The organism is Streptomyces krungchingensis (assembly GCF_054729265.1).
Genome location: NZ_JBPUKY010000002.1, coordinates 709286 through 733387 on the forward strand (window position 1 = coordinate 709286; position 24102 = coordinate 733387).

Here is a 24102-nt window from a genome sequence, read left to right on the forward strand (position 1 = left end):
CGGGTCCGGAGCGGTGCGGCACTGATGGGCGCCGCACCGCTCGTCTTCTGGTGCGCTGCTAGCCGCGGTGCACCAGTCTGAAGTCCTTCCAGGTGACCTGGTCGGCGCGCACTGCCGTCGTGCGCGTGAGTGTCGCGTGATCGGGCGCGGAGGCACGCAGAGTGTGCCGGCCGGGGCGGGCCAGGAACAGGATGTAGAGACCGTCACCGATGGCCGGGTCCTCCGGTGTGGCGGCGGTGATCGCCTGGCGGTCCGGGGCGGAGGTGTCGACGACGCCGGCGCCGACCAGCCCGGATCCGGTGCCCGCGGTCCGCACCGTACCGACAGCCAGGCCGCCCGGAACTGCTTGCAGGGAGCGGGCCTGGACGGTCACGTCGTCGATCGCCCAGTAGTACCCCCAGTCCGCGACGAAGTGGAAGCGCAGTCGCACGGACGGCTTTCCGGCGAACTGCCGCAGCGGTACACGGACCGTCAGGTGGCCGACGGTGTCGCTCACCTTCGGGCCGGCCCACACGTTCTCCCAGCTGGTGCCGCCGTCCGTGCTGGCGTCCACCGTCATGTGCTGCTGGGTGAGGTTGGCCGTGTAGGCGGTCCTGAAGCTGAGTTCTGCGGACTGAGCGGTCGACAGGTCGTAGGCGGGGCTGATCAGTTCGCTGTTCTGGTGCGGTCCGAACGGTCCCTGGTCGCTCTCCACCACGGCGAAGGAACCGCTGCCGCCGGTGGTGTTCCCGCGCTGGATCGGATCGTCGAACTGCCAGCCGTTGCTGGTGCCCTCGGCGTTGGACACGGACCATCCGGCAGGTGCGTGGGCCGCCGAGTCGAACGCCTCGGCGTGGTCGGTGCGGCGCGGCGTGTAGCCGGCGGCGGTGGCCGCGTCCGGGTCGGCGGTCAAGGCCAAGTCGGCGGTCACGGCTGTGCTCTTCACCGTGACCGAGCGGGTGAGGGGTTCGTAGCCGGGGAGGGCGGCGGTGACGTCCAGCTTGTAGTCCGCTCCCTTGGGCAGTGCGATGTCGTACTCACCCGTCACCGGGTCGGTCCACGCCGGGGCCTCGGGTGAGCCTTGGACGGAGAGCCGGGCGTAGAGCGGCCAGCCGTGACCCGAGCCGTCCTTCACCGTCCCGCGGACGTGGACGCGCGGTGTCGGCCGGAGCGTGAAGTCGTGCGTCACGGTCTGACCGTCGGCGATGTCCACACTCAGCGGTGCGGTGGTCCGGTACCCGAAGCGTGTCACGGTCAGACCGTCGACCCGGCCGGCGGGCAGGTTCAGGGTGTAGGTGCCGTCCTGAAGAGTCGTGGCGACGTCGGAGCCCGCCCCGACGGTGGCCCCGGCGACCGGCTTGCCGGTCGACGCGTCCTTCACGACGCCGGAGAGGGTGCCGCTCGGGCCGCTGCGGAAGGCGGCCAGGCCGCCGGGCGTGCCGAGGCCGGTGGGACCGTCGTAGCCGGAGCCCGCCGTGCACAGGTACGCGGTGTCGCAGGTGCCGTTCGACCCGCTGGTGATGTCGTTCAGACCCGCGCCGCCGGCCGCGTAGGGGTAGGAGTTGGGGTAGGTGCCGGGTCGCGGGGAGCCCGCCAGGGCGTAGACGGCTGCGATCACGGGGGTGGCGACACTCGTACCGCCGTAGCGCTGCCAGCCCGTGCCTGCCGAGCCGTAGGTGGAGTAGACGGCAACGTTGTCAGCGACGGCCGAGACGTCGGCGACGCTGCGTCCGGCGCAGCCGGTGTCCGTCTGGAAGGCGGGCTTGGCCTGGTGGGTCGCGCAGCCCGAGCCCGGTCCGTAGGCGTCACGCTTCCAGACGGTCTCGGACCAGCCGCGGGGGCTGCCGGGGTCGGCGACCAGGTTCGTGCCGCCGACCGCGGTCACCGTGGACAGGTTCGCGGGGAAGGAGACCCCGTAGCCGTAGTCGCCGCTCGCGGCGACCACCGCGACGCCGGGGTGGTCGTACGAGGCGCCGTAGGTCGGCTGGTCGCTGTCGAGGTCGCCCTGCCTGCCGTAGGAGTTGGAGACGGACTTGGCGCCCATGGCGACGGCTCTGTCGACGCCGGCGGCGAGACGGTCGAGCCCGTCGTTGTCGGTCTCCACGAGGAGGATGTGCGCCTGTGGCGCCGCGGCCGACACCATCTGGAGGTCGAGGGCGATCTCACCGGCCCAGAGCTCGTTCGGCCTGGGATAGTCGGTGCCGCCGCGCTGGTCGACCTTGGTGAAGCAGCCGTTGGCGGTGGTGCAGGGCGGCAGCCCATACTGGGCGCGGTAGACGGCGAGGTCCGCCTCGGCGTTCGGGTTGTCGTAGGCGTCGACGATGGCGATCGTCTGACCGGCCCCGCCGTCGGCGGGCAGGTTGTAGGCGCTCTGGATGTCTTGCGGTCCGAGCCCCGCGGGTGGCAGCGCCGCGCTCGGGCGTGCCGCCGGAGCAGGGTCGGCCGAACGCATGGCGTAGCAGGCCGCGTGCCCCTTGGCCGGGGTGCCGCAGACGGGTACGAGGTCGGTGTCGGGCGCGTCGGCGGTGTCGGTCGTGCGCAGCCTCGTCGAGGTTGTGGCCGGGCTCGGGTCGACGCCTGCCGCCTGGGCGGTGGGCTGGACACCGAGCAGGACCACGGCGGCGATGCCCAGGGACGCAGTGGCGCGGCGCAGGACGTGAGAAGCGGGCGGCCCGCTTCTCACGCTCTTGGATATTTTCACGTATCACCCGTCATGACGTGGCCTTGAAGAAAAGGCCGGTGGCATGGAGCGCGCATACATCGATGCGCAGCGCTCTATTAGCTGTCGCCGACAGGTGGCTGTCAATGAATTCGCTGTTACGGGTGCGGGTCCAGGAACTCACTGGCCGGAAAAAGGGGGCACGACGGGAGTTTTCCCGTTCCGGGCCGCCGGGGCGAGCGGGCCGGGGCAGTCGGGCTCGGCCCGCGTGCGAGCACGGCTCAGTGCGTCAACATCGCGAGTTTATAAGCAAGTTAGTGGCTTATAGGTGGATCTCTGGAGCTCTGGGGGCATGGTCACGGGCTCGGTCTTCCCACTTGTGCAGTCGCGCGAATGTCACGTGCCCGCGCCATTGTCGCGGCGTCCGGACGGCTGCAGTATTACTCCGGTCCGCATGCTGCTCGCTGATGCTCCTAATGATTCGACTGATGCGCTTCCGGGTGAAACCGGATTTCTTTCGTCTCGACCCGTGTCGCGGTCCGAGCGAAATTCAGGGCTTGTATTCGGAGGGGGATCGCGCATTGTCGACACGATGCATTCCGAGCCCGTGCGGCGATATCGAGGCGACTGCTGGAGGCGATGTGGTACCGCTGGTACCATGAGGGCCATGTCTGGAGAGCCGAAGGCGATGAACCTGCGCTTCCCCGACCCCGAGCAGCGAGCCGCGATCGCGGCCGCCGCGCGGCAGGAGGGTGTCAGCATGCAGGAGTACATCCTGTCCGCCGCCTACGCACGGGCGACCGCGGTGGAGCAGCGCTTCCTGGAAGGGTTCAGGGAGTCGATGGCCCGCAGCGGCGCCGCTTTCGCCGCGGAACCCGGCGGCCTGGACCCCGATCCGAAGCAGCGAGCCGCCGAACGCGAGGCACGGCAGGAACTCGAAGGACATGAGCAGGGGCGAGGGCACGCCGCGTGACCGTGCCCGAACCGCACCCGCTCGACGTCTCCTTCCTCCTCCACGCCGCCGAGCTGCTCGAAGGCGATCCCCAGGTCGACGATCTGGGGCCGCTCTATGCCGCCGTCGCCCGCGTCAACGCCCGCGCGATGGAACGCGACATCTACGGCTCCCTCCATCTGAAGGCGGCCGCCCTCCTGCAGACCCTGGCGAGACTGCCCTGCCTGGAGCACTCCAACGAGGCCTTCACCTGGCATGCCACCGAGGCGTACCTCCTGCTCAACGAACAACACCTCGACTATCCGCCCAAGGCGGCCGTCGCCCTCGTACGGGACGCGGCCTCGGGTGCACTCGGTGTCGCCCGCATCGCCCGTCAACTCCGGGGCTGGGCAGCGACCTGACGCCGAAGGCCGCTACCGCGTCACTGCGATGCTGCCCTGTGCCGCAGCAGAAAGTCGCACAAGACGCCCGGCGAACCGGAGGTGACACATAGCTGCACTCGGCCGTCGGCACGAACGACTGCCAAGCCGGCGTCCGGGCTCATGCCCGACGGAGGACGTTCCGGCGTGAGACTCACTGACCCGCCACGCTCATCGAGCGACCAACGTCCGGCACCGCTGAACCCGCTGTCCGGCGACCCGTCGACCGGCAGTCCGACCGCGGAGAAGCGCCCGTCGGCGGCAAACTCGACCTGCCCGGTGATGCCGTCCTTCACATCCCAGGTTCCGAGGAGTGAGGAGCGGGAGGAGAGGACGGCGAACCGGGGCTGCGCCTGATACCGGTCGATGAGACGCCATGCGACACCGGCGACGAGCACAGCGACCAAAGAAACGAGTGCCGCGGGACGACGCCATCGTGTCGGCCGCTGTTGGCCCTCTGCCACTGCCACGCCCCCACCCCACGCCTGTTCATGAACGGGGACAGTGTGCCAAAGGGCGTACCGGTGAGCGTGACCGCAGTCGGCCACAACTCGCAGCAGGGCAAGGCCGTCGGCCGGGCCTCCTGCTCACAGGCCGCCGGTCCGGCTTCAGGCGTAGCGGTCGAAAAGGGCCTGGAGGTATTCCTCCAGGCGCCTGGCCAGCAGGGCGGGGGCCAGATCGGCACGGCCCACCTCGCGCCAGGGGACGGCGACCTTCTCGGCGTCGGGAGCGAAGGCCAAGGCGTCCAACAGCCGCCAGTAGAGATGGGCGGCGCCCGCTTCGGCCAGCGTCCCTCCCACCGCGAGGTAGCGGTCGGCGAAGCGCATGCCCTCGGAAACCCCGTGCAGCAGAGCCAGGGCCGTCGAGCAGTGGGCCACGTCGAGGTCGGCCGGCCCCCAGGAGGTCTCCACCCAGTCGACGACGCCGCTGATCCGCAGACCGTCGCCGTCGCCCGTGAAGAGGACATTGCCGGGATGGAAGTCACGGTGCAGGAAGCAGGCCCGGTACTCCGGGGGCTCGCGGCGGATCATTTCCACGGCCCGTTGCCACAACTCGGGCTGATCGGTGTCCTTGGGCGGCCTCACGCGCTCGGGAGAGGTCCACGCCTGATACGTGCGAGGCCGTGCCTCGGCAGTCACCGGCAGCCGGTGAATGCGCAGCAATTGACGGGCCATCAATGCGGCGCGCCGATCGGCCCCCTCGTCGCCCAGGCGCACGGTCCCGGGCAACAGGGACATCAGCAAGGAGGGGTGATCGCAGTACTGCGCCAGTGCGTCCACGGCCACAAGCCCGGCCGCGGGCACATCCGTGCCGCCGAGCAGGCGCAGAACGGCTGCCTCGCGGGTCAGCAGGCCCTCCGCGTGCCGAACGAAGAAGGGGTCGACGAACGACCGCAGGACCAGCGAGCGTCGACCGCCCGGCCCGCGGATGTCCAGACGGCGCATCTCCGACGTCCATCCGCCACGCAACCGCGTGACTTCCTCGATGCGTTCCGCCTCGGACAGCGTTTTCTCCACCCAGGCACGCGTCGCGCCCCAGCCCTGGTCCTCAAGATCGGCACCGATGTGCTCGGCCCCCTCGCCCGTAGCCATGGAAGCAGGCTATCCACCGTCCGCGACGGACACACCGGGCCACCCCACCCACCCCTCGTGGCGACCATTCCCCACAACTGATCTCCGTATGAGCGGCAGAGTTCCCCTGCTATCGTGCGCCGATGTCAGCGATCAGGAAGTTCCAAGTCACCTTCGACTGCGCGGAACCCGAGCGCCTCGCTCGCTTCTGGTGCGAGGTGTTGGGGTACGTCGTACCGCCGCCGCCGGAGGGGTTTGCCACTTGGGACGATTTCAAGCGCTCGCAGCCACCCGAGCAGCGCGATTCATGGTTCGCCTGCGTAGATCCCTCAGGAGTGGGTCCGCGACTGTACTTCCAGCGCGTCCCTGAGGGGAAGGGCGCCAAGAACCGGGTGCATCTTGATGTGCGGGTCGGTACCGGTCTCGTGGGCAAGGAGCGTCTCGCCGCGCTTGAGGCCGAATGCGCGCGACTGGTCCCGCTCGGCGCGGTCCACGTGCAAACCCTGTATGACGGCACAGACTCGTGCATCCCGATGCAGGACATCGAGGGCAACGAGTTCTGTATCGACTGAGCCTTCTCCGAGCCGGAGATCTGGCGAGCCGCCTCCCTCGGACATCTCTGGTCTCGTACGGGGCTGCTCGTCTCGCACGGGGCCGGCCGCGTTCACGGCGGAGCGGAGCCTCAACTGCCCTGGATGCGGCGGGCCTCGGCCACGAGTTCGGCCGGCAGGTCGGGGCCCGCGCATGCGAAATCGATCAGCAGACTGCGGTACGAGTCGTTCGGCAGATTCGGTGTCAGCCCTATGAGTTCGCTGAGGTCGGCAGGCGAGCCGGTGAGCCGTGCGCGGTAGGCAGCCCCCGCCGCGCGCAGCGAGAGCTCCTCCGGCTCGTACGTCATCCCCTGCTCGATCAGCCGGACCGCGGAGGCGAAGTCGCCCTGTTCGGCATGCACGTCGGCCAAGTCGAGATGGAGCGACCAGTTGGCCGGGTCCAGGGCAAGAGCGCGCTCGAACGCCGCCACGGCCCGTTCAGGATCGCCCAGCTTGCGCCATGTTCCCGCTCGCACGACTTCCGTCAGCATGACCCGCTCGACGGAGTCCGCCCGGTCGCAGAGGGCGAGCGACTCGTCGGTGAGACCGCATGCCCGTAGCAGGATCGCCATCTTGGCCAGCGCATCCGGCGACGGCCGGCGGGCGGAGACGATGTCGATGGCTTCGAACCAGGGCCGGAACCGTTCCCGCATGCTGTCGGTGTCCAGATCATGGCCGTAGTCCATCGTCCGCATTGCGGCCTCGGCCACGGCGTCGGCACTCACCACATCGAGAAATCGTCCATCGCCGAACCAGGGAGCTTTGGTCCAGGGGATGTCGGGTCGCGCACCGGTGACCGATCCGATCGCCAGCGCCGCGGTGTCCATGTCGCCCTGGAGGAAACTGACGTACGACTGCGCCAGCACCGTCTTCAAGGAGTCGGCATCCCGAACGACCTCGGCCAGCTCCGACGGTCTGTCCCGCCACAACTCGGCGAGAACCGTATAGGGTTCGGGGTTCTCGGGCGCGGAGGCGATGGCACCCGCCAGATAGTGCACGGCCGCCTCGGGGCTGCCGCCGCAGTGCGCCAGCACCCGCGCGAGACCTACTCCACCTGCTACCGCCCGATTCGACATCGTCAGAGGGTATCCCGGCTCCGGCCCTCCGTCGGCGCGCCCCCGGCATCGCCGGACGCGACGCCGTGATCTTGTCCTCAGCCATGTGCTGCCTGGTCCAATGCGTTCTGCAGCGAGGAGATGTAGCCCTCGCTGGTGTAGGTCGCCCCGGACACCGTGTCGATGTGGACGCTCTGCGCGTCCAGGGTTTCCTGTATGAGGGTGGGTATCGCCGTGGAGTTGATCTGCTGACTGCGCGGATCGCCGTCGGGTGCCTGAAGAGCTCGTGCCGCGGTGATCTTCGAGCCGTCGAGCGTGAGTTGCACCTGGACGGGGCCGTAGCGAGTCTGGACCGTCGAGCCGCTGACCGTGCGCGGGCCCGAGGAGGAACCGGATCCGGAGCCGTCCGCCGAGGGGGCGGTGGAGGGCGTGACGGCGGACGGGGCGGCGACGTGGTCCACGTGGTGAGGCTTGAGGGACAGGGCGAGCACCGTCACGGTGACGGTGGCGACGCAGGTGAGAACCGTGCGTCGGACGGAGTGGACGCGCATGGCAGGGCTCACAGTTCGAAGGACTCGTAGTGGATGCGTGAGGCCGGTACGCCGGCCGCGCGCAGGGCGTCGTACGCGGCGAGGGACAGACCGCGCGGGCCGCACAGGTACACGTCGTGCCGGGCGAGGTCGGGCAGCAGGGCCCGTAGCCGGTCCGCGGTGATCGGGGCGCGGCGCCCGTCCGGAGCGTTGAGGGCGTAGACCAGGCGGGCCCCGCGCGCGGCGGCGATCTGCTCCAGCTCGTGGCGCAGTGCCAACTCCTCGGCCGTCCGGCCCCGGTAGAGCAGGGTGAGCCCGCCGGGGGCCGCGGGCAGCGTCTCGAAGAGCGTACGCAGCGGGGTGATGCCGGTGCCGCCGGCGATGAGCAGGACCTTGTCCTGCCTGCGGCGCTCGGCGGTCAGCGCGCCGTACGGGCCTTCCGCCCACACCCGGGTGCCGCGGCGCAGCGTGGCGACGGCCGCGCTGTGATCTCCGAGTGCCTTGACGGTGATCCTCAGCCATCCGTCACGGGGAAGGGCGGAGAGCGAGTACGGGTGCGAGGCGTGCCACATGCCGGGCGACAGGAACCGCCAGCGCAGGAACTGACCCGGCCTGACGTCGAGCCGGTCCAGGCGGCGGCCGCGCAACCACACCGAGTACACCTCGGGTGCCTCTCGTACGACGGTCTCCACGCGCACCCGGTGACGTGTGTTGAGCCGCACCGGCATCAGCACCCGGAACCAGAGGACCAGGCAGGCGACCGAGACGTACAGCGCGTACCAGGCGGTACGGGCCGCTGCGCTGCCCACGAAGTCGGCGCCGAGCGCGAGCTGGTGGGAGAAGGCGAGGAAGACGGCACCGTAGGTCGACAGGTGCAGGTAGTACCAGGTCTCGTAGCGCATCCGGCGGCGCACCGCACGCACCGAGGTGCAGCCGACGGCGAGCAGGACCGCGGCACCCGCCGTGCCTTTCAGCATCTCCGGCAGGTCGAACACCACCGTGGTGAACTCGGTGACCGGGTCGGTGTGCGCCTGCGCCGCGTAGCCGAGGGTGACCAGCACGATGTGGCCGATGAGGAGGCCGACCGTCCAGCGTCCTGCCGATGCGTGCCAGCGAGCGGTGCGGTCGCTGCCCACTCCGTTCTCCAGCCACGGCACCCGCGCCATCAGGGCGACGAGGAGAGCGCACATGTACCCGCACAGCAGCCCGGTGATCCGGCCCGCGCCGGTCAGCCAGCCGTCCGCGCCGACCACGGAGGCGGTGTCCCGCCACCACAGGGCGAGTACCGCGATGCCGCCGGCCCAGGCCGCGGCGAGCAGCGGCACGGCGGGCGACCGGCGGCCCGCCCGCTGCGGCGCGCGGTGCCGCACGGGCGGCGGGCTGTGGGTTGCGGCGGCCATCGGCGGCTCCTCACGGGTGTCCGGGCTGCCCACTGTGGTGCGGCAATCTCTGAGCGGGCTCTGAACCGGGACCGTGAGCGGCACGCTCAGAGGAAACTCACAGCGGACCGAGAGATGCTGGACGAGCCATGAACCCACGCCCAGCCGCCCTGACCCGCCCCGACGGCACACCCGTACGCGTCCTCGTCGTCGACGACGAACCCGACCTCGCCGAGGTCGTCACCGGCGCGCTGCGCTACGAGGGCTGGGACGTACGCTCCGCCGCCACTGCCCGGGCCGCCGTGCACGAGGCCCACGAGTTCCAGCCGGACGCGGTCGTCCTCGACATCATGCTGCCCGACCGCGACGGCCTCTCCGTGCTCCGCGAGCTGCGCGCGGAGCAGCCCCATGTGTGCGTGCTCTTCCTCACCGCCCGCGACACCGTCGAGGACCGCATCGCCGGCATCACGGCGGGCGGCGACGACTACGTCACCAAGCCGTTCAGCCTCGGCGAGCTGGTGGCCCGGCTGCGCGGTCTGCTGCGCCGCGCCGGCATGACCAGGGAACGGGCCGCGGCATCCCTCCTCGTCGTCGGCGACCTGGAGATGGACGAGGACGCGCACGAAGTGACCCGCGGCGGCGACCTCGTCGAGCTGTCACCCACCGAGTTCCAGCTCCTGCGCTGCCTCATGCGCCACCCGCGCCGCGTCCTGAGCAAGACGCAGCTGCTCGACCTCGTCTGGTCCTACGACTTCGGCGGCCAGGCCCATGTCGTGGAGCTGTACATCTCCTATCTGCGCAAGAAGATCGACGTGGGCCGCGAACCCATGATCCACACGGTGCGCGGCGCCGGTTACGTCCTCAAACCGGCGGGCGGCCGGTGAGGCGGCCCCGCCTGCACACGCTGCGGGCCCGGTTCACCGCGGGGCTCCTGGTCCTGCTCGCCGTCGGGTGCGCCGCCGTCGGCATCGCCGCGGTCCTGGAACTGAACGGCTTCCTCACCGCCCGCCTCGACCAGCAGCTCTCCGCCACCGGCAGCGTCTTCGCGGCGAGCCTGGAACACCCGGGCACGGGCCGCGACGACCACGACGGCGACGAGCACGGCGACACCCGACGCCAGACCACGGGCACCCTGGGAGTCCGCCTCGTCGACGGCCACGTCACCAACGCCGCCGTGGTGCGCCCGGGCAGCGACACGACCTACCTGGTCACCGTCGACCTCAGCAGCGGCGACACCCAGGCACTGGCGGACGTGCCCACCGACGGGCACGGCCACAGCGTCGAGCTGTCCACGCCGGGCGACTACCGGGTGATGGCCTGGCCGGGGCGCGACGGCGACGTCCTGATCACCGGCCTGCCGCTGGAGCCCGTCGAGGCCGCCGTACACCGTCTCGAACTCGTCGCCGGCAGCGTCTTCGGCCTGGCACTGGCCGGTGCGGGCATCGCGGGCGCCCTCTGGGTGCGCTGGTCGCTGCGCCCGCTCAGCCGCATCGCCGGCACCGCCACGCACGTCAGCGAACTCCCGCTGGCCAGCGGCGAAGTGACCCTGCCCGCACGGGCCCCCGACACCCGCCCGCGCAGCACGGAGGTCGACCAGGTCACGCTCGCGTTCAACCGCATGCTCGGCCACGTCGAGAACGCCCTGACCCAGCGTCAGCGCAGCGAGGAACGGCTGCGCAGCTTCTCCGCGGACGCCAGCCACGAACTGCGCACCCCCGTCGCCTCGGTACGCGGCCACGCCGAACTCGCCCTGCTGCACCCAGGACCCGTGCCACCCGAGGTGACCCGCGCCCTGGAACGCATCGCCGCCGAGTCGGGCCGGATGGGCGCCATGGTCGACGACCTGCTGCTGCTCGCCCGTCTCGACGCGGGCCGCCCCCTGGCACACGAGCCGGTCGATCTGACCAGGCTCCTCCTGGACGCCGTCACCGACGCCCGCGCCGCCGGACCCGGACACCACTGGGCACTGGAACTGCCCGAGGAACTCGTCACCGTGACCGGCGATGCCCACCGCCTCCAGCAGATCCTCGCCAACCTCCTCGCCAACGCCCGCCTGCACACACCGCCGGGCACCAAGGTCACCACGGGCCTGGCAGCGGCCGACGACTCTGCCGTGGTCACCGTCACCGACGACGGGTCCGGCATTCCACCTGCTCTGCGCGAGCACCTCTTCGAACGGTTCGTGCACGGCGACGGCCCACGCGGCGGCGATGGGGGCGGTACGGGACTCGGCCTGTCCATCGTCGCCGCGGTCGCCGCCGCCCATGGCGGCACCGTCACGGTGGCGAGCGAACCGGGCGCGACCACGTTCACCCTGCGTCTGCCACGTCACGGAGCCGGCTCCGACTAGCGCGGCGGAGAGCCCCCATCTGCATGCGTGCGGACATGAGTTCATCGGCCGTCGTTCCCCGTGCGTTCCGCTCTTCCCGCCACCAGCGCACCCTCAGAGCACCGGGATCAGCCCGGGCCCGGGCGGGCGGCGCTATGCTGCCCTGTCGTGCTGGAGACGCGCCTCGACACCGCTCGGATCCGCTCGGCCCGCCGGGTGATCGACCCGATCTTTCTCGACACCCCGCTGTACCGCTGCGAGGCACTGGAGCCGCACCTCGGGTGTGCCGTGAGCATCAAGCTCGAAACGGCCAACCCGGTCCGCAGCTTCAAGGCCCGCGGCACCGAGGTGGTGGCGAGCCTGCTCGCCGACCGCGGCTCACGAGCCGCGGTGTGCGCCAGCGCCGGCAACCTGGGCCAGGCCCTCGCGTGGTCCGGTCGCGGCCGCGGGCTCGATGTGACCGTCGTGGCATCCCGATTCGCGACGGTGGCCAAGCTCGATCGCATCCGTGCCTTGGGTGCCAGGCTGGAACTGGTGGACGGCGACCACGAGTTGGCTCGCGAACGGGCGGCGGCCGTCGCGCAGCGCGACGGCATCCGTCTCGTCGAGGACAGCCTGGACATCGAGACCTGCGAGGGCGCGGCGACCATCGGCCTGGAACTGGTGGAGGCCATGCCGTCGTTCGACACGGTCCTGATCGCTCTGGGTGGCGGGGCGCTGGCCACCGGCGTGGGGCATGTGATGAAGGCCTTGGCGCCCGGAGTCGAGGTGATCTGCGTCCAGCCGCAGGGCGCACCGGCGATGACACTCTCGTGGCGCCGAAGGCGCGTCGTCAGCACCGACTCGACGGACACCATCGCCGACGGTGTCGCCGGCCGACACCCCATCCCGGCCGTCCTGGACGACCTCCTCCTCACCGCCGACGACGCCGTCCTGGTCCAGGAGAAGTCGATCACCGCCGGCATGCGGATGCTCCTCGACCACGCCGGCCTCGTCGTCGAACCGTCGGCCGCACTCGGTATCGCGGCGGTCCTCGAAGACCGTGACCGCTTCGCCGGCCGGCACATCGTCACCATCGTGTGTGGCAGCAACGTGGACGTGGACGCCTACCGTCGCTGGGTCGGCGCGGCCGGCCACCACAGGTCGTGACCGTCGCTCCGCGTGGGGACAGCCCACGACATCGCGTCGACGCACCCGGACGGGCTGTGCACCGCCCCTGATGGTTGCTGGCCCACCGATTGCGACACCGCGCACGACCACGCGGTCCCTGTCGACCCCACCGTGTGGGTGCGCCACAGTCCGACGTCCGTCCACGGGCCCGTGCGACGAGTACTCAGCCGCCCTGGCCGGCGCTTCCGATCGGGCCGACCTTCACCGGGGAGTCGGGGCTGTCCGTGACGGGCAGTGTGCCGGCGCCCGGCCAGTCGAGGGTGACCGTCTTCGTCTCGTCCGGCGGGGTCACCAGCAGCCCTGTGACGCGTACGCCGGAGCCCCCCGACGTGTTGATCGGGTAGTTGATGCCGAAGGCCGTCGACGCCCCGTCCTTGAGGACGGTCGGGTCGGCCGGCTCACCGGTGCGCTTCGCGGACAGCGACCCCGCGCTGGTCTTCAGGTCGACGCCCGCGTACCCGGAGATCGCGCAGTCCCGGCCCCCGCGGTTCGTCATCTGCACCGCGACCGTGCCGTCGGGGTCGCCGTCGATGGTGTCGTCCTTCGCCGTGATCTCCAGCTCGTCGGTGCGGCACTTGGCGACCTTGCCGTTCCCGTTGGAGCCGGTCCCGGCGGTCGTGCCCTGCTCGCCGGAGCTCTTCCCGGCGGAGTCCTTCCCGGCGGAATCCTTCCCGCTGTCCTGATCCGAACTGCCCGAGCCCGAGCCGCCGGCCGAGGAAGACGAGCTGGACCCGGTGGACCGTTCGCGCCGTGCGGTGCCGTCCTTGTCGTTCTGGCAGGCCGTGAGCGAGAGACTCGCGGCAACGGCCAGGGCGGCGAAGGTGAGCTTGTGAACGCGCATCGGTTCTTCCTCAGTATCGATGGGGGGTTCCGGCCGCTCGGTGCGAGCGAGCGTTTCTGATCACCAAGAGCCGCCCGTCCCGGTGAACCGTTCCGCCCAACCACCCCGTAATACATCCCTGTTACACGCCGAGCCAGCCGCAACGCGCACCACCACCGGGAACACCCCTGCCGCCCCTGTCCCTGCATCCGGCCTCGCGGACGCTTCCCCTGCCGCGGTCCGGCGCGGGAAACGGGGCCCGAACACGGCGCGCCGGGGCACGCCGCCGACGGGCCGTGACACCGTCTCCCGCCACCGTTCCCACACCTGCCCGCGGCCGCCCCCCGCTGGGACAGACCCGTGACCCGGCGGACCTTGACCTCGAACAAGCGATCCGTGCTGAGCGGGGCGGCCCGTGTCGAGGCGGCCCCGGTCGTCGACAGAGCCCTCGGCGCTCACTGGGGCCGTGCGGTCGGGACGTGCCGACGGCGACCGCCTCCCCACGGCGCCTTGAGCGGCTGCCGACGAAGGCATACGACGGCCTCGCCCCGGCACGGACGTCAGCTGTCCACCTGGTCCAACTGCTCAGTCGCCGCAGGGGAGTGGGGGCACAGTCAGGCTCGACGGCACGGCGCTGCTCGCGCCGGTCACTTCTTTTCCAGTGCCGCCAGCCGCAGTTCGAGCTGGTCGACCCGGTGCCGAAGCAGGGTGACCTGGGCTTCCAGACTGACTTCTCGCTCCGCCCTGCGCTGAATACGCGGTGACGCGGCGGCGCGCTCGACCACCGCGTCCAGCCGGACCAGGCGCTGCGGCCCGTTCGGGCCGTCCACCAGCCGGGACTGGATCTCGCCGTTGCGGTACCAGGACCGCAGGGCCGAGCGGGAAACGCCGGTCTCCGCTTCCGCCTTGGCCAGCGTGACCCACGGAGTGTCGTCCAACTGCTCGAACAGCTCCAGCTCGTTCTGCCAGCGCGCGAGCCGGTCCTCCCAGTCCGACGGTGTCTCCATCACACCCTCCCTTCAGCACGGTGACCCTATCAATAGCAGCGTATTGACACGGTTGGGAGCATGGAAGCATGACTTTTGAACGGTTCACGGTGAAGGCCCGCCGGTCGGTCGTCGCGGCCCAGGAGCAGGCGAGGCTGCTCAAGCACCATCAGATCGGCACGGAGCACATCCTGTTGGGGCTGCTCGACGTGCCGGACAGCAAGGCCGCGAAAGTTCTGCACCGGCTCGGGTACGACAAGGAGACGGCACAGGCCGATGTCGCCGCGGCGGTCGGGCCCGGCACGGGAGCGCTGAGCGGCCACATCCCGTTCGCGGCGCCCGCGAAGAGGACGCTGGAACTCGCCCTGCGCGAGGCGCAGCAGCTGCACCACAACGACATCGGCACGGAACACATCCTGCTCGCCCTGGTCAGGGAAGGTGACGGCGTCGGAGCGAAGGTGCTGGCCGAACGGATCGATCCGATCAGCAAGATCCGTGCCGCGGTGCTGGCAGCGCTGGAGGGATCACAGGACGCCGCGGCCGGCCCATGGCCGGCCGGCACACCCGCCACCGAGGACATGATGACCACCGCCGGCGCCCTGGCCGGTGGCGCTCCGGTCGGCAGCCATCACCTGCTGGAGGCGATGCTGCGGGCGGAGAACAGCATGGCGGCCAGGGCGCTGCGCGAACTCGGGGTCGACCCGGACGCGGTCGCCGCCAAGATCGACGAACTGGATCCGGAGACCACCACGGACGCGAACCCGGAGGAGGCCGCCGCCCGCAAGATGGAGATCCGGGTGGTCGACGACGAGGTGCACCTGATCCTGCGGGACCCGGCAACGGTCACGATCGCCAAGCAGGTCACCGAGCTGTCCGGCGGCCCGATCCAGGGCGTCGGGCCGGTCGCCGGCATGTTCGTTCCGCTCTGGCGGTCGGCCAACCAGCTGCTGCTGCAGATCCAACGCGTGCTGGAGCCGGAGACCGAAGAAGACGACGGCTCTGCCACGAGCAAGATGGCCAAGGCCGTGCGTTCGGTGCTCGCGCCCCGGCTCCGCCGGTGAACCGGCTGATCAGCGGGCCGGGATCTGACGGTGAGACAGTCGCGGACGCGGGCACGACGAGCGCGACCGTCACCATCGTCGGAGCGGGCCTGGGCGGCCTGGCCCTGGCCCGTGTGCTGCACCTGCACGGCATCGACGCCGTCGTGTACGAACGTGAAGCGTCGCGCGACGCGCGCGGTCAGGGAGGCATGCTCGATCTGCACTCCGGGACCGGGCAGCGGGCGATGCGCGAGGCCGGCCTGATCGACCAGTTCCATGCGATCGCCCGTCGCGCAGGCCAGGACCTGCGGCTTCTCGAACCGGACGGCACCCTGCTGCTCCAGGAGGACACGCCCGACGACGCCCCGCTCGAGCGACCTGAGGTCGACCGTGCCGATCTGCGCAACGTGCTGCTGGACTCTCTCCCCGAACACGCGGTGCGCTGGGGGCACACGATCGCATCCGCGGACGACGGCCTGCTGCACTTCGCCGACGGCAGCAGTGCGACGTACGACCTGCTGGTCGGAGCCGACGGCGCGGACTCCCGGGTCCGCGCGCTGCTCACCGACGCCCGGCCGACCCACACCGGCCAGAACGTCGTCGAGCTCGGCATTCCCGACATCGACCGCACCCACCCCGACCTCGCGGCGATGGTCGGACGCGGCAACTACTGGGCGCTCGGCAACGGACAGTCCCTGTCGGCGCAGCGCAACGGCGACGGCCGCGTACGGATCTACCTCAGCTTCCACGACACCGCAGCGGACTGGTTCGCGACCAGCGGGATCCCGTTCGGTGACCCGGCCGCCGCCAGGGTGCGGCTGATCGACCTCTTCGCCGGCTGGGACCCACGGTTCACCGCGCTGATCGCGGCCTGCGACGACACGGTCGTGCCGCGGTCGATCACCACGCTCCCGGTGGGCCTGACCTGGCCGTCGCGAGCAGGCGTCACACTGCTCGGCGACGCCGCGCACCTGATGCCGCCGGTGGGGCAGGGCGCCAACATGGCGCTGCTCGACGGCGCCCTGCTCGGCCTCGCGCTGGCCGCGCACCCGCACGACTTTCCCGCCGCCGTCAGGCAATACGAACGCGAGATGTTCGAACGCACCGGCGTCGCCGGCCGGCAGTCCGCGCACGTCCAGGAGATCCTGGCGTCGCCCGACGCCGGCCGGAGAATGCTCGCGTTCTTCCAACCCGACTGAAGGCAAACGAATACGACACGGGTCTCGGTGCCCGGGCGGAAGCCGAGCCGACCTGCGGGGGCGCAGGGCGGAGGGCCGCTGCGCCGAGTTCAATGGGCTGCCCGCTCACCGGATGTCGCCAACAGGGCGAGCACCTCGCCGAGTTGCCGACGGATCGCGTGGTCGGTGATGAGCCCGTCCTCGCCGACCGTCCCCCGGTCCACCGGCATCTGCACACAGGCCGACTCCACGATGTCGGCGCCGGTGTAGCCCAGTACCGTCCTCAGCGTGGCCTCGGCCCCCCGACCACGCCCCGGGGCGGCCGCGTTGACCCAGGCGACCGGCTTGTCGCTGATCTCGGTGCCGCCGACGGTCCAGTCCAGCAGGTTCTTGAAGGAGCCCGGCAGTGTGCCTGCATACTCCGGGGTGCAGATCAGAATTCCGGCCGCCTGTTCGATCGCTGCCCGGAGCCCGGTCACGGGCGCCGGCAGCGGGTCGGCGTCGTCATCGGGATTGAAGTGCGGAAGCGTCGCCAACCCCGCGTACCGGATTGCACGCACTCCCGCGGACGGCGCCACGGCCTTCGCCGTGCGCAGCACGGTCTCGTTGGTGGAGAGGGCTCGCAGACTCCCCGAGAGGAGAAGAATCACCGGCAGCGTCGTCATCCGCTCAACCTACTTCCTCGCCACAGGTATGACGTTCGAGGCCAGGCGAGGCGAGGCGAGGTGAGGTGAGGCGCGACCGCGCGGCCCGGTCGTGAGTCAAGGGGACGAGACGAGCCGCAAGCGGTGTTGCACTCCTCGGATCACGCAGCGTCGTACCAGGTCTTGTCGGCGGCCCAGTGGCGGACCCAGCCGGCGAAGCCGGGTTCAGCGGTGGTGGACCCGAACTCTGCTCCGAAGGGAGCGGCGCCGATGTCGCAGATCATCCAGATGTGGCCCCGGTGCGGTCCCGAGACGACCAAGTGCCAGTACAGACCGCACCCGTCGGTGCCCAGCACGACCGAGCCGTGGTTGTAGACCGGGTCGAGGTCGGCATCCTCGGGCGGCTCCTCGTCGTCCTCCCACATCCAAGGCTGCGTCAAGGGGAACGCCTTGCTCAGGTCGCGGTCCTCGTCAGCGGCCAAGTCGGCAGGCGATCCCACCAGCGGCAGCAGTCCGTAGGACGGCGGCCCGGACGACGCCCCGTCCGATATCTCGGCGACGAAGGTCCGATACGGCTCGGGCAGCACAATCCCGTGCTCCGCCTCGAAGGCATGGACTGCCTCCCAGCCGCACGCCGACCGCCCATGGTCATCGACAGCGAAAGCCGCCCGGAGCGCAGCGAGGTCAGCATGGTCTGCGTGATCAACATTCATGCGGAATACATAGCACCCCGCACCGACAGACCTCCGGCGCCGGGGGCGCCACCTGCCGGCTCTGTACGCGGGCTTCGTGCCTGGGGCCGAGGTCGGAGCTCCTCCTCCTGTCGTAGTGAACCGCGTGACAGCCCCGCCCCACCCCCGGGACGGGGCCCAGGCAGCACCCCGCACGATCGTCACCACCCCAGGACGGGTGAACGTCGGCCCGCCCAGTCGTCGCCGGACACTTCGCGCCGTGCCTCCGTGGCCTTTCGCGGATTCACCGCCAAGAACATGGAGCCCGGTGCGGGGAGGCTTCAGTCATTGCGTCCGGCACCGTGGTCGGGCGCGGTCATGTCCCCTGTGGCGGGCGTCCCTTCGGCGAGTCCGTAGCGCAGGTACACGGTGCCTTGCGGACCGGCCACCGGCGGTTCGAGGAGGGTGACGTTCGTGGGCACCACGCCGCCGTCGAACACCTTCTTCCCGACCCCGAGCATGATCGGGTGCACCCAGAGGTCGAGACGATTGAAGAGCTTCTCGCGCAGGAGGGTCTGCACCAGGTCCAGGCTCCCAACCACCTTCACGTGCTCGTGCCGGTCACGGATCTCGCGCACCGCGGCGGCCAGATCCGGGCCGAGCTGCGTGGACCCGGCCCACGAGAGGTCGACCGTGCCGCGGGAGGCCACGTACTTCGGGACGCTGTTGAAGAGCGTGGCGATCTCGTTGCCCTTGCCGCCCTCCTGGTGAGGCCAGTAGGCGGCGAAGATGTCATACGTCCGCCGGCCGAGCAGGAGGGCGTCCGTACCCTCGTACGCGGCACTGATCTGCGCCCCGGTGACCTCGTTCAGCAGCGGCGCCTGCCAGCCGCCGAACGGGAACCCCACCGGGTCCTCGTCGGGGCCGCCGGGTGCCTGTCCGACGAGGTCCAGGGTGGCGAACAGTTCGATGTGGATGAGACCCATGGCGTACCCCTGATGAGTTGATCGTCTCGGTCGCAATGTAGACCTGCGGGCGCCGGAAGACTCATCGCTGGGACGGCCCGGCTGTTCCTGCGCAGGCCACCGGCGTTCACTCGTCGTAGTACTCCTCGTCGTCGCCCTGGACGCGCGCCCCCAGCGCCGAAGCGATCTCTCGCATCTTCTCGAGAAGCAGCTCATCGGGGTTCTTCACCACGATCCGGCCGTCTCGCCAGTCCAACCAGGCGCCGGCAGTGTCCAGTTCGGGGTGAGTGACCATCTGCGCCAGCCACGCGTGCCGGTACTCCAACACCGCGTCCTCGCCGCGTGGCGAAGCCCGGGCCACCTGAACCATCTCCAGGTCGGAGTCGGCAGCGACCGCCGCCGACCACTCCTGCGTCGTGATCCGCTCGCCCTCGTCCGCCCACCAGGGCGTACGCCTGGTGATGTGCACGTCATATCCCATGCCCGCCACGGTAGGGGGCGCCACTGACACGATCACGAAGTCGCTCCGGACGGCTGGCGGGTCACTGTTGTGTCAGGCGGTGACCACGTCGAAGGACGCCTTGCCTCGTGGTTCTCCATTGACCTGCAGTTCGACGGCGTGAGCTCCGGAATGGAACGTGCGGGTGCTGATCGGTTTGAAGGACCGGACGGCGGTGTGCTCACAGCGTTCGCCCGGCTGGAGGGTTCGGGTGGTCAGCTTGTAGACCTTCGGCGCTGTGGTGCCGTTGGCCTTTCGGTAGTGGATGACATAGTCGATGACCAGCTGGAGCGGCTCTTCGCCCTGGTTCTCCAAGGTGAAGCCGAACCGCAGTTCTCCGCCTACGGCAACGGCGGTCTCGGACACCACCGGTCCGTCGACCACCAGGTCAGTGGCCGATTCGAATCCCAGCAAGGCCAATGCCCGCCGATCACCCTGCTTGACCGCTGTGCGCAGTGCGCGGCGTACCAGGCGCGGAGTGTGGGCATCGGGGGCCGCCGACCATTGCCTGACCGTGTCGACGGCCAGGTCCACCTGGGCGTGGCTGATGTCGTTGACGTGGTTGGCGACAGACCGGCGTACATACTCGGAGGGATCCCTGTAGAGCGCGTTCAGGATCGCCAAGGTCGCTTCAGGGCGTGCCAGGATCTCCGGAACCCGTACCGCCCAGGGCAGTCGGGGACGCGTCCCTTCACTGGCCAAGCGGCGCACATGGTCGTCCGGGTGTTTCGTCCACGTCCCGATGACGGCCAGAGCCCGGTCCAGGTCGGCGTTGAGCAAGCGCCGGACGGCGAACTCGGCGGTCAGCCTCGGAGTGAGGTCCGCCAGCAGGCCCAGGGCATCCTCGAAGGCCGTGCCGTCGCGCTTTGCCGAGGCCACGGCGGCGACGGCCTCGGTCACCGGCCAGATCATCCAGCCGGTGAAACGTGGGTCGAGCAGAGCCTTCCGCACGACGGCTTCCAAGGCATCGGGGTCTTCGGGTCCGCAGGCGAGTATCGCGTCACGCAGCACGTCGCTGCGCTGTCGTAGAGCCAGGCCTTTCAAGGCCGGGGCGCAGTCACGGACCGCGGCGGCCATCCGGGAGGCTCCGGCGCCGACCAGACAGTCGGCCAGATCGGCCACAACGCCGGGGCCCAGCAATTCATCCGCGGTGGGCACAGGGATTCCCTTCGATTCGGGTTCACATGATGACAGGCCTTCATTCCGGCCCAGGTAGGTGCCGGTTGCCTTGCTGCTGTCGGGATCGGGCCCGACCCACGTGCGGCCCGCTGCGGCGTGGGCGAAGCCGGACGCATGAACGCTGCCCGCGACCCCGAGCGTGCGGCAACAGCGGTGCGCCGTCAGCGTCGGACCAGGCCCGTGCGTTTGACGGTCGCCAGCAGCGGGGTGGTGTCGATGGCGGTGACGCCGTCCAGGGAGCCGACCGCGTCGGTGAGGAAGGTGTACAAGGCGTCCAGGTTCGCCGCGGCGACGGCGACCACCAGGTTCGCCGGGCCGGCGGTTGCGGCGCAGAACCGGACGTGCGGGTGGGCGCTGAGCGTTTGTGCGGCTTCCTGGAGAGCGCCGGGCCGCACGGCGATCCAGAGCAGGGCCTCGGTGCCGGCGCCGAGGAGCGCGAGATCGACCTCGGTCGCCAGGCGCAGGACCCCGCCGCGTACCAGTGCGTCCAGCCGTCGGCGGGCGGTGAGCGCGGTGGTGCCGGCGCGCCGCGCCAGGTCGGTGTAGGTGGCGCGCCCGTCCTCACTCAGCGTCGTGAGCAGCGCGGTGTCGATGTCGAGCGGAGCGGGCGGTGCGGTGGGAGCTGTCGGGGCGGGGGCGAGCTGTTCCAGCTCGTCGGGGGTGAGGAGGCCGGCGGTCCAGCGGAACGCGGTGGGAAACACCCGCAGCAGGGTGTGGGCGGTCCAGGAGCCGACGGCGGATGTGGCCGGCAGGTCGCGCAGCAGGAGGGTGTTGCGGGCTTCGGGGCCGTCGAGGAAGAAGACGGCGGAGATCTCGTCGCCGCCGCCGAGGATGTCGACCCAGACCGTGTCGGTGCGGCGGGCCAGCGCCTGGGCGACCTGACGGATCTTGTCGGGCCGGCAGCGGATGCGCAGGGCGACGGGGACGAGGTGAGGGAAGCACGCCGGGTTGGGTACCGCCGTCGCGCGCAGGGTTCCGTCGGCGTACAGGGGCGTGACACGGCGTACGACCGTGCGCTCGGACAGGTTCAGGCTCCGCCCCAGGTCGCGCCAGGAGGCGCGCGGCGAGGCAAGCAGAGCGGCCGCGATCCTGCGATCCGTACTGTCCAGCGTCTGGCGCATGATCTGCATCATACGGCTCCCTTCTGACGTGTTTCCTGCGACAGGGGCTGCTGGATGTACGTAAGTCGGCTCGGGCGCAGTACAACGATCTCGCCGATGGACGTGGTGGAGAAAGCGATCCTGCTGTCCGCGGCACAGGCGTGCCCCTGCGGACGGCAGGGGAGTGATGCGACGGGAGAAGGCAATGACTGACGGCGACGCCGATGTGCTGATCAGGGCCGGTGCGGTGCACACACTGGTGCCCGGGCAGGGCCCGCAGCGGGCGCTGGCGGTGCGGGGCGACCGTATCGCGGCGGTGTCCTCGGACCCGAACGGACTGGACGACATGGAGAGTGCGCGCACCACGGTGTACGACCTGCCGGCCGCCACGGTGCTGCCCGCGTTCGACGACACCCATACGCACCTGATCCTTGCCGGTCACAGTGCCCACGACGTGCCGGTCCACCAGGCCCGCACGATTGCCGAGTTCTTGGACCTGATCCGGCAACGGGCCAGGACCACCCCGGCCGGCGAGTGGATCCGCACCACCACCAACTGGCAGGAACTCAACCTGGCCGAACGCCGGATGCCCACAGCGACGGAACTCGACCAGGCCACCGACCGACACCCGGTCCTCGTCAAGCGCGGCGGCCACAACGACGTCGCCAACACCTACGCGCTCCGCCTGGCGAACATCACCGAGGACACGCCCGTACCGCCGGGTGGTGTGATCGGCCGTGGCGATGACGGCCGCCTCAATGGCCGGCTGATCGACAACGCCCTGCCCCTGGTGGAGCGCCTGCTGCCCTCCCCGGACCTGGGCCGCCGCATCGACGGACTGCGCTCCGCCAGCGGCCAGTACGCCGCCACGGGCATCGGCACCGTGCGGGACTGCATGGTCACCCCGGAGGACTACCGGGTGCTGCAGGCCGCCCGCGAGGCCGGTGCGCTGAGCACCCGCGTGCGGGCCCTGATCTCGGCGCTCGGCCTGACCAGCACCGCCCAGGTGCGGGAGCGGCTCGACGCCATGGAGGAATGGCGCCACACCTCCGATCCGTGGCTAGGAGTGTGGGGCGTGAAGTTCGGCCTGGACGGCGGGCTCGAAGCGGGTGCCACCGAGGAGCCGTACGTGTGCGACCACACCTTCTCCGGAACCCTGATCTGGGAGCCGGACGCGCTGGTCGAGGCGGTCGAGGCCGTTGTCCGGCGGGGCTGGCGGGTCGGCACCCACGCCTACGGCGACCGCGCCGTGCGCGTTCTCCTGGACGTGTACGAACGCGTCCTTGAGCGCAACCCCGGCCTGCCGGCCGGCACGCTGGTGATGGAGCACGGCGGTCTGGCCGACGCCGTACAGCGGTCCCGCGCCGTCGCGTTGGGCATCCCGGTCACCATCCAGCAGCCCCTGCTGCACGACACCGCCGAGGTCGAGGAAGGCTTCTGGGGCCCGGAGCGCGTTTCCCGCATCTTCCCGGCGCGTGGCTGGATCGATCTCGGCGCCCAGGTCAGTGCCGGATCAGACTTCCCCGTCGGCCAGTTCGGCGCCATGCGTTCGGTGTGGGGCATGACCACCCGCCAGACCGTGATCGGCGTCAAGGGCCCCGAGTACGCCATCAGCTACGACGAAGCGCTCGCCCTGCACACCACGCAGGCCGCCCTCCTCAACGGCGAGGAACACCTGCGCGGCGCCCTCGCCCCCGGCCGGCTGGCCGACCTCACGGTCTGGGACCAGGACCCCGCCCACTGCCGCGGCGACGTGCTGCGCGACCTCGACCCCACGCACACCTTCGTCGGCGGAACCCTCGTGACGTTCACCGGCGCGGGTTGAGAGCAGGGCCTGCAACCGGTGCCGCAGAGGGCTGCACGTCGATCACCGTGCAGTCGACCGCTGTCACCGCCAGCCCCAGGGTCTGCTCGGCGGCGTCCATCAGCGAGCGGCGCACCCGTTCGGCCGTTTCGGGCAGAGGGCGGTCCAGGCCCGCGGAAAGAGTGATGCTCACCCGAACGCCCACGTCGGTGTCGGTTCGCCTGATGCGACAGCTCGCCGCGGTGACACCCGGTATCGCGTCCGCCGCGCGTCGTAGCACGGCGGCGGCGGTGTGCTCGGTGATCTGCGGGCCGTGTGTGGGGTCGTTCAGCGGGAGCACCGGCCCCGGCCGAACCTCCTGCCGGACGAGGTCCATGACGCGGGCGATGAGGTGCTGCGTGCTCGGAGGCGTGCGCTGTCGCAGGGCCGTCGTCGCCGTGTTCAACGCGGCCAGTCCTTGGACGGCGGCGTGGCAGTGGGGACACTCGGGCGGATGAGGGTCGGTGGGCGCGCCGCTGTCGCGGGCGTGCTCCCAGGCGCGGCTGAGGCGTCGCCCACAGGTGAGTATGTCGTCGGCGTGCCG

At 70.6% G+C, this 24102-nt stretch carries 24 protein-coding genes; 9 read left to right on the forward strand and 15 right to left on the reverse strand.

Annotation, left to right across the window (positions count from 1 at the left end; all coding sequences use genetic code 11):
* Positions 1 to 58 precede the first annotated feature (58 nt).
* Positions 59 to 2662 carry a carboxypeptidase regulatory-like domain-containing protein gene (locus tag ACSYGO_RS43870; protein ID WP_460390149.1) on the reverse strand — a complete coding sequence of 868 codons (2604 nt, stop codon included), beginning with the start codon at positions 2660 to 2662 and terminating at the stop codon, positions 59 to 61.
* A gap of 664 nt (positions 2663 to 3326) precedes the next feature.
* Between ACSYGO_RS43870 and ACSYGO_RS43875 the strand changes: the two genes are divergently transcribed.
* The gene (locus tag ACSYGO_RS43875) at positions 3327 to 3611 is read left to right on the forward strand and encodes a type II toxin -antitoxin system TacA 1-like antitoxin (RefSeq protein WP_028800134.1); all 285 of its coding nucleotides are present in this window, start codon (positions 3327 to 3329) and stop codon (positions 3609 to 3611) included.
* Positions 3608 to 3991, forward strand: a complete 384-nt coding sequence (locus ACSYGO_RS43880) for a fic family toxin-antitoxin system, toxin component (RefSeq protein WP_460390150.1) — start codon at positions 3608 to 3610, stop codon at positions 3989 to 3991. Before ACSYGO_RS43875 ends, ACSYGO_RS43880 begins: the two co-directional genes overlap by 4 nt.
* A 20-nt stretch (positions 3992 to 4011) precedes the next feature.
* Here the strand turns inward: ACSYGO_RS43880 and ACSYGO_RS43885 are convergent, their stop codons facing one another.
* Positions 4012 to 4407 (reverse strand): hypothetical protein, encoded by a 396-nt coding sequence (locus ACSYGO_RS43885; protein WP_460390151.1) that lies wholly within the window; start codon positions 4405 to 4407, stop codon positions 4012 to 4014.
* Positions 4408 to 4617: 210 nt separating this feature from the next.
* The gene (locus ACSYGO_RS43890) at positions 4618 to 5601 is read right to left on the reverse strand and encodes a phosphotransferase family protein (protein ID WP_460390152.1); all 984 of its coding nucleotides are present in this window, start codon (positions 5599 to 5601) and stop codon (positions 4618 to 4620) included.
* Positions 5602 to 5723: 122 nt separating this feature from the next.
* Here ACSYGO_RS43890 and ACSYGO_RS43895 point away from each other — a divergent pair, with 122 nt between their 5' ends.
* Positions 5724 to 6152 carry a VOC family protein gene (locus ACSYGO_RS43895; protein WP_460390153.1) on the forward strand — a complete coding sequence of 143 codons (429 nt, stop codon included), beginning with the start codon at positions 5724 to 5726 and terminating at the stop codon, positions 6150 to 6152.
* Positions 6153 to 6262: 110 nt separating this feature from the next.
* On the opposite strand, the gene ACSYGO_RS43900 is transcribed toward ACSYGO_RS43895, so the two are convergent.
* From ACSYGO_RS43900 to ACSYGO_RS43910, 3 genes are all read right to left on the reverse strand, one after another.
* Positions 6263 to 7246, reverse strand: coding sequence for a tetratricopeptide repeat protein (locus ACSYGO_RS43900; RefSeq protein WP_426675024.1), 984 nt, complete (start codon positions 7244 to 7246; stop codon positions 6263 to 6265).
* Between the two features lie 77 nt (positions 7247 to 7323).
* Entirely contained in the window at positions 7324 to 7776 is a 453-nt protein-coding gene (locus ACSYGO_RS43905; protein WP_460390154.1) for an FMN-binding protein, read from the reverse strand.
* A gap of 8 nt (positions 7777 to 7784) precedes the next feature.
* Positions 7785 to 9155, reverse strand: a complete 1371-nt coding sequence (locus ACSYGO_RS43910; protein ID WP_460390155.1) for a ferredoxin reductase family protein — start codon at positions 9153 to 9155, stop codon at positions 7785 to 7787.
* A 128-nt stretch (positions 9156 to 9283) separates the two neighbouring features.
* Here ACSYGO_RS43910 and ACSYGO_RS43915 point away from each other — a divergent pair, with 128 nt between their 5' ends.
* From ACSYGO_RS43915 to ACSYGO_RS43925, 3 genes are all read left to right on the forward strand, one after another.
* On the forward strand, positions 9284 to 10018 hold the full coding sequence (locus tag ACSYGO_RS43915; RefSeq protein ID WP_426675020.1) for a response regulator transcription factor: 735 nt from the start codon (positions 9284 to 9286) through the stop codon (positions 10016 to 10018).
* On the forward strand, positions 10015 to 11484 hold the full coding sequence (locus tag ACSYGO_RS43920) for a sensor histidine kinase (RefSeq protein WP_460390156.1): 1470 nt from the start codon (positions 10015 to 10017) through the stop codon (positions 11482 to 11484). The genes ACSYGO_RS43915 and ACSYGO_RS43920 overlap by 4 nt, the downstream gene beginning before the upstream one ends.
* A gap of 147 nt (positions 11485 to 11631) precedes the next feature.
* Complete coding sequence (locus ACSYGO_RS43925; protein WP_435222059.1) at positions 11632 to 12612, forward strand: threonine ammonia-lyase; 981 nt, start codon at positions 11632 to 11634, stop codon at positions 12610 to 12612.
* Positions 12613 to 12796: 184 nt separating this feature from the next.
* Here the strand turns inward: ACSYGO_RS43925 and ACSYGO_RS43930 are convergent, their stop codons facing one another.
* Both ACSYGO_RS43930 and ACSYGO_RS43935 read right to left on the reverse strand, forming a co-directional pair.
* Positions 12797 to 13474, reverse strand: coding sequence for a DUF4232 domain-containing protein (locus ACSYGO_RS43930; RefSeq protein ID WP_460390157.1), 678 nt, complete (start codon positions 13472 to 13474; stop codon positions 12797 to 12799).
* Positions 13475 to 14100: 626 nt separating this feature from the next.
* Positions 14101 to 14460, reverse strand: a complete 360-nt coding sequence (locus ACSYGO_RS43935; protein ID WP_426675016.1) for an excisionase — start codon at positions 14458 to 14460, stop codon at positions 14101 to 14103.
* A gap of 68 nt (positions 14461 to 14528) precedes the next feature.
* Here ACSYGO_RS43935 and ACSYGO_RS43940 point away from each other — a divergent pair, with 68 nt between their 5' ends.
* Positions 14529 to 15500: a Clp protease N-terminal domain-containing protein gene (locus ACSYGO_RS43940; protein ID WP_460390158.1), complete on the forward strand. Its 972-nt coding sequence runs from the start codon at positions 14529 to 14531 to the stop codon at positions 15498 to 15500.
* 5 nt (positions 15501 to 15505) lie between these two features.
* Positions 15506 to 16678 carry an FAD-dependent oxidoreductase gene (locus ACSYGO_RS43945; RefSeq protein ID WP_460390429.1) on the forward strand — a complete coding sequence of 391 codons (1173 nt, stop codon included), beginning with the start codon at positions 15506 to 15508 and terminating at the stop codon, positions 16676 to 16678.
* Positions 16679 to 16767: 89 nt separating this feature from the next.
* On the opposite strand, the gene ACSYGO_RS43950 is transcribed toward ACSYGO_RS43945, so the two are convergent.
* From ACSYGO_RS43950 to ACSYGO_RS43975, 6 genes are all read right to left on the reverse strand, one after another.
* Complete coding sequence (locus ACSYGO_RS43950) at positions 16768 to 17322, reverse strand: NADPH-dependent FMN reductase (protein ID WP_426675014.1); 555 nt, start codon at positions 17320 to 17322, stop codon at positions 16768 to 16770.
* 140 nt (positions 17323 to 17462) lie between these two features.
* Complete coding sequence (locus ACSYGO_RS43955) at positions 17463 to 18014, reverse strand: SMI1/KNR4 family protein (RefSeq protein ID WP_460390159.1); 552 nt, start codon at positions 18012 to 18014, stop codon at positions 17463 to 17465.
* Positions 18015 to 18313: 299 nt separating this feature from the next.
* A complete protein-coding gene (locus tag ACSYGO_RS43960; RefSeq protein WP_460390160.1) occupies positions 18314 to 18958 on the reverse strand; it encodes a dihydrofolate reductase family protein in 645 nt (214 codons plus the stop codon).
* Positions 18959 to 19064: 106 nt separating this feature from the next.
* Complete coding sequence (locus tag ACSYGO_RS43965) at positions 19065 to 19418, reverse strand: hypothetical protein (RefSeq protein ID WP_426675011.1); 354 nt, start codon at positions 19416 to 19418, stop codon at positions 19065 to 19067.
* 72 nt (positions 19419 to 19490) lie between these two features.
* Entirely contained in the window at positions 19491 to 20594 is a 1104-nt protein-coding gene (locus ACSYGO_RS43970) for a DNA alkylation repair protein (protein WP_460390161.1), read from the reverse strand.
* Between the two features lie 182 nt (positions 20595 to 20776).
* Positions 20777 to 21736 (reverse strand): Lrp/AsnC family transcriptional regulator, encoded by a 960-nt coding sequence (locus ACSYGO_RS43975; protein WP_460390162.1) that lies wholly within the window; start codon positions 21734 to 21736, stop codon positions 20777 to 20779.
* A 184-nt stretch (positions 21737 to 21920) separates the two neighbouring features.
* On the opposite strand from ACSYGO_RS43975, the gene ACSYGO_RS43980 reads away from it, so the two are divergent.
* Positions 21921 to 23540: an amidohydrolase gene (locus ACSYGO_RS43980; protein ID WP_460390163.1), complete on the forward strand. Its 1620-nt coding sequence runs from the start codon at positions 21921 to 21923 to the stop codon at positions 23538 to 23540.
* Here ACSYGO_RS43980 and ACSYGO_RS43985 read toward each other — a convergent pair.
* A complete protein-coding gene (locus ACSYGO_RS43985) occupies positions 23524 to 23964 on the reverse strand; it encodes a hypothetical protein (RefSeq protein WP_426675007.1) in 441 nt (146 codons plus the stop codon). The genes ACSYGO_RS43980 and ACSYGO_RS43985 overlap by 17 nt on opposite strands.
* Between the last annotated feature and the right edge of the window lie 138 nt (positions 23965 to 24102).